Below are 4,875 nucleotides of genomic sequence, written 5' to 3'. Positions count from 1 at the left end.
TCGTGAGACAGCAGTCCGGGATCACCTGAGACATCCGTCCGGGATGTCCTGAGCCCACACACCACGCCCTCCGCACCAGGGGTTTTGTCGGTCTGACCTGCATCGATGTCGTCGCTAGCCGAGTGGTCGCGGCCCCGCTCGTGTCCGGCCGTGAGCGGCCGTCAGCAGCCGTATACGGCTGGTTGTGCCTGACCTGTGCCTGAGCCGTACCGCTCTCAGCGGGTCCCAAGGGGTCTTCGCTCGCAGTGCGGCCATGGCCTGCGGGCGCCGGCGAGGCCGACGACTGAGGGCGAAGAGGCGCCGTCGTGGGGCCGGGTGCTGAGTGCGACACCTGCCCCCTCGAGGGACTCCACGACGGCGTCCGTGGCGTGAACAACGACTCCTGCAAGGTGCCGAGGCGGCGTCGTCAGTGGGGCGGTGACCGGATAGCGATGGTCCAGCGGTACCTGGCGCACGGCGAGGAGCCGAAGATTGGGGCATTACCGCCGGGCAGGTCCGCTCGGGTGGTGGGCCGGGGAGGACCAGGCACAGAACGGTCCAGCACAGCACCTTGGTGACATGCAGGTGACAGTGGGCACGTCCGAGCGCTGGGGTCGCAACGGGGATAGTCCGATGCACCTCGTGGTGGACATCGCCAACCGACAGGTCCTGGCCTGCACGGGCGGTGCAGGGACTCGAGTGACCGGCGTGCCCTTCGACGCCGTGCTCGAGGAGCTGACGTGCGGTCCATGCCGGGCGTTCTGGAGGCGCACCATGAAGGTGGCTAACGCCTGACTGCGGCATGCAACGGGGGGATCCCCGTTGGCAAATAGGTCCTACGGCTTGTCCAGCTCGTAGTCCGTCGCGACCTTGCCGTGCGCGGCACCGTCACGCCCGGCGGGTGGCGAGGCGTCAGGTGTTGTCACCTGCGGCGGCGGGCTGTTGCGCGGCCCACGGTCGGACCCGTGCCCCCTGTGCTCGGTCAGCGGATGGTCGGTCTCGTGCACCACGCGCCCCGTGCCTTCCTCGACCACGCGCTCGAAATAGCGGTCGTTCTGGCGGTCGATGAGCCGCTTGTGTCGGGTCAGCGCGCCCGTCGACCGCTGTGTCTCCGGGTGGTCGAACGCCTCGCGATACGGCTTGCGGTCCCCCGCGTGTTTCGCCTTGTAGCCAACGCCGTCGCGCAGGGCAACGGTCTCATGCAGCAGCACGCCTACTTGCCGGGCTAGCGAGCCGCAGGACGAGCAGGGCGTGCGGGGCTCAGGGGGCCGGATGACCTCGGAGGAGGGAAGACCAGCCCCGCAGCCGCCGCAGCTCAAGGTGGTGCTCGCGTCGCTCACGCGGCTTATCGTGTCACCAAGGTAGGAGGCTATTCCCAACGGACGATCGGCAACCGATCGTGGTGGAGGGGCGGGCCCCGCCGACAGCCGACAGACGCGGAGCCGACGCTCCGTCGCGGCCTCAGAGGCTGGGCGACGCAGTCACCGCCTCCCGGGTACCGACATCAGGAATCGGTGCCTCGGGCCGCGATGCCGTCGAGACGCAGCTCGGTGGAAGGATCACTGTGGCTTCCGGCAGACCCCACGTGCTTGTCGCTGATGGTGGCGCCGTTCTTCAGCACGCCGTGGAACGCCATCGCGTGTCCGCGGCCGATGCCGTAGTCCTCCTTCAGCCAGGTGACGACCTCGCCCGCCTTGGTGGTGGGGCCGAAGCCTCGCGCGGCCGCCAGCTCGAGTAGCTCGCGAGGCGTCTTCCCGCTCTTGGTCTCGATCGCGTCGAGGTACGCCTGGTAGGACATCGCTCCTCCATCGGTGAGGTGTACGAGCACTGACCGGCCCGGACGCTGCATTTCATCGGTGCCCGTCCCGACAGCCGACCGGCCGCCGGCGAGGGCGGACGTGGCGCGACGAGTGGCGGCAGGAGGTTGGTGGCCGTCCCGCAGGGGATCGGCATGCGGAGCGTGCAAGTGACCGATGGGTCATGGACTCGCCTGATGGTGGACACCTGACGTCCTCGGACCGAGCAGACTCCGTCGTCAAGACCAGGCATGCTTCTGTGGTGGGACGTCTACTAGCCGTGCTCAAGCAGTTCGGTGGCTTCACCGGCCTCATCGTCGCGGCGGGCATCGTCGCGGTTGCGGTGGGGAACTGGGTGGCGGGTCTTTCGCTGGTGGGCGTGGTGTTGGTCGTCGCAGTCGTGCAGGTCGCTGGCAGGAAGGCTGCTGGTCGCAGGCAGGCAGTCCTGTCCGCGCACGGGCACACGACGGTGCGTGGACGGTTGTACGTCGGGGCGATGCACCTCATGGGAGGCAACTGGGCGAGCTGGCTCTTCGATGATGTCGTGGACGTGTCGACCGGTCCTGACGGCCTGAGGTTCGCCCCGACTCCCGCACGAGGGCGCTTCGGCGGGTTCCGCGCCCGCCAGGTGCCGTGGGGACTGCTGCACGAGTAGGTGACAGTCGGTCTCAGGCGGCGAGTGCTACCTGAGGGGCGTTGATGGTCTCGTACTCGATGGGGGTCAGGCGGCCGAGTCGGGCCTGGCGTCGGCGGCGGTGGTAGGTCCGTTCGATCCAGGTGACGATCGCGATGCGGAGTTCGCTCCGGGAGGCCCATCGGCGCCGGTCGAGGACGTTCTTCTGCAGCAGCGCGAAAAAGGACTCCATGGCGGCGTTGTCACCAGCGGAGGCGACCTGGCCCATCGAGCCGACGAGGTCGTGGTGTCGTAGCTCGGCCAGGAAGCGCCGGGACCGGAACTGCGAGCCTCGGTCCGAGTGGACGATGCAGCCGGCCACCGCTGCATCCCCACCGCGGCGGGCGACCGCGCTGCTGAGGGCGTCGACCGCGAGACGGGACTTCATACGGTCGGCCATGGAGTAGCCCACGATCCGACCGGAGTAGACGTCCTTGATCGCGCAGAGGTAGAGCTTGCCCTCGCCGGTCCAGTGCTCCGTGATGTCAGTCAGCCAGAGCGTGTTCGGCGCTGCCGCGACGAAGTGCCGCTGGACGAGGTCGTCGTGGGCTGGTGGGCCGGGCTTCTTGCCGTTGGCGCCGCGCTTCTTCCCGAACGCCGACCACCATCTGTTGTCCCGGCAGACCCGCCAGACCGTCCGGTCGCAGCGGTCGTGGCCGGCTTCGCGGGCCTCGTCGGCGAGGAGCCGGTAGCCGTACTCGGGGTCGTCGCGGTGGGCGTCGAACACGGCGTCGGCGAGGTAGGCCCGCTCGACCTCCGAGCGAGGGACAGGGGCGGCGAGCCAGCGGTAGTACGGCTGTCGGGCGATGTTCAGGACCCGGCACGTGAGGGCGACGGGGATCCCGTCGCGGGCGAGCTCTCTCACGAGCGGGTAGAGCCTTTTCCCGGCAGGTTCGCCTGGCTCAGGTAGGCCGCGGCGCGGCGGAGGACCTCGTTCTCCTGCTCGAGCAGCCGGATCCGCCGGTTGGCCTCTCGCAGCTCGGCGGACTCTGAGCGGGTGGGTCCGTCGCGGCGGCCGTCCTCGACGTCGGCGGCATGCACCCAGTTCCGCAGGCACGACTCGCTGATTCCGAAGTCCTTCGCGATCTTCGACAGCGGCGCCTCGCCACGGCGGGCGACCGCGATCACGTCGTCGCGGAACTCCTTGGGGTGGGGCTTGGGCACGGTGGTGATCCTTCCAGCGGCACCCTCAGGCACCACAGGTCAGGTGTCACCTATCCGTGCAGCAGTCCCGGCTGTGGCTGGAAGTCACGGCAGCCGCCCCAGAGGTCTCGCTCGAGCGTGCGCTGGCCGACGGAGCGAATGACGACGACTCCGGCCGTCTGACTGGCCAGCACGAAGCGGAGTTGCTCCTCTACCGCCGACTGATGGAGATCCTCGACGGCATGCTGGTGCTCGACCAGTACGTGACGCCCGCTGATGAGGTTGCAGTCACACGCCACGTCGCGCGGACGGTGCCCGAGCGGATGCGATCGGCGGTCGCGGAGCGAGCGCTCCTGGAGCTCGCCGTTGCTGCCCGCGCGTCCGGTGCCGTCCCCGCGTCATCACGAGGGCGCCCTGCTGCCGACCTCACGGCTCTACAGGACGTGTACCGGTTGCGGGCTGTGGACGCCGCGCGTCGCGCCGCTCGACCGGTCGTCGCAGCGGTCCGAGCCGAGCGGGTCGACTCGGTGGCGGGACGTTTGCGCTCGTGAGCGTCGTCGACACCGAGCCGACGACCCGTCGTCAGCGCGCCGCCCGCCTATTGACCGAGGTGTTCTCTCCGGCTCACCTCGCCATCGTCCTGCCGCCGGTCGTGGGTGCCCGAGCGGACGGGCTGAGCGGGTTCGCCTACGGATGTCTGGCTGCACTCTTCACGGGCGTCATCCCGTACGCGTTCCTGCTGAGGGCGGTGCGGAGCGGGCGGGTCGGCGACCGACACGTGAGGCAGCGGAGTCAGCGCTTCCTGCCGCTCGGCTTCGGTGTCCTCTCCGTGATCACCGGGCTCGCCCTCCTAGTGCTCCTCGAGGACGCTCCGTGCGATCTCCTCGCGCTAGTGATGGCCATGCTGACGGGACTGCTCGTCACGGTGGCGATCACTGCGGTCTGGCAGATCTCGATCCACACAGGGGTCGCCGCGGGCACGGTTGTCATCCTGACGCTGACGCTCGGGTGGCTGACTGTATTTGCCTGGCCGCTGGTCGTGGCCACGGGCTGGGCGCGCGTGGTCCTGAGGGACCACACGATCGCCCAGGTGACGGCTGGTGCCGGCGTCGGCGCACTAGTAGCAGGACTTGTCTTTGTGACAGTGCGCTAGTGCTGGCCGGCATCGGCACATCGCTTCTTCGCCGTCGTGCACGTTGGACCGGAAGAAGCGCGGCGTCCGATTGAGCCCCGTGGCGTGGTGTAGGTCGTCGCGTGCTGCTCTGCGATCAGGCTGATGGTGCC

6 protein-coding genes are annotated in these 4,875 nt (G+C 69.1%); 3 read left to right on the top strand and 3 right to left on the bottom strand.

The window, feature by feature from the left end; all coding sequences use genetic code 11:
- Positions 1–815 precede the first annotated feature (815 nt).
- Both WAA21_RS17830 and WAA21_RS17825 read right to left on the bottom strand, forming a co-directional pair.
- Positions 816–1,319: a hypothetical protein gene (locus WAA21_RS17830; RefSeq protein ID WP_336924202.1), complete on the bottom strand. Its 504-nt coding sequence runs from the start codon at positions 1,317–1,319 to the stop codon at positions 816–818.
- Between the two features lie 164 nt (positions 1,320–1,483).
- Positions 1,484–1,777: a DUF4287 domain-containing protein gene (locus WAA21_RS17825; protein ID WP_336924201.1), complete on the bottom strand. Its 294-nt coding sequence runs from the start codon at positions 1,775–1,777 to the stop codon at positions 1,484–1,486.
- Between the two features lie 278 nt (positions 1,778–2,055).
- On the opposite strand from WAA21_RS17825, the gene WAA21_RS17820 reads away from it, so the two are divergent.
- Positions 2,056–2,430, top strand: a complete 375-nt coding sequence (locus WAA21_RS17820) for a hypothetical protein (protein ID WP_336924200.1) — start codon at positions 2,056–2,058, stop codon at positions 2,428–2,430.
- Between the two features lie 13 nt (positions 2,431–2,443).
- On the opposite strand, the gene WAA21_RS17815 is transcribed toward WAA21_RS17820, so the two are convergent.
- A protein-coding gene (locus tag WAA21_RS17815) for an IS3 family transposase (RefSeq protein ID WP_336924199.1) occupies positions 2,444–3,612 on the bottom strand; the annotation gives its coding sequence in 2 pieces (ribosomal slippage) (positions 2,444–3,331 and positions 3,334–3,612; 1,167 coding nt in all).
- Between the two features lie 56 nt (positions 3,613–3,668).
- Here WAA21_RS17815 and WAA21_RS17810 point away from each other — a divergent pair.
- Both WAA21_RS17810 and WAA21_RS17805 read left to right on the top strand, forming a co-directional pair.
- On the top strand, positions 3,669–4,142 hold the full coding sequence (locus tag WAA21_RS17810) for a DUF6545 domain-containing protein (RefSeq protein ID WP_336924198.1): 474 nt from the start codon (positions 3,669–3,671) through the stop codon (positions 4,140–4,142).
- Entirely contained in the window at positions 4,139–4,744 is a 606-nt protein-coding gene (locus WAA21_RS17805; protein WP_336924197.1) for a phosphatidic acid phosphatase, read from the top strand. The genes WAA21_RS17810 and WAA21_RS17805 overlap by 4 nt, the downstream gene beginning before the upstream one ends.
- Positions 4,745–4,875: the final 131 nt, after the last annotated feature.

Source organism: Aquipuribacter sp. SD81 (assembly GCF_037153975.1).
Taxonomy (GTDB): domain Bacteria; phylum Actinomycetota; class Actinomycetes; order Actinomycetales; family JBBAYJ01; genus Aquipuribacter.
The sequence above is the reverse complement of the archived record's forward strand: the minus strand, read 5'-3'. Positions and strand labels throughout refer to the sequence as shown.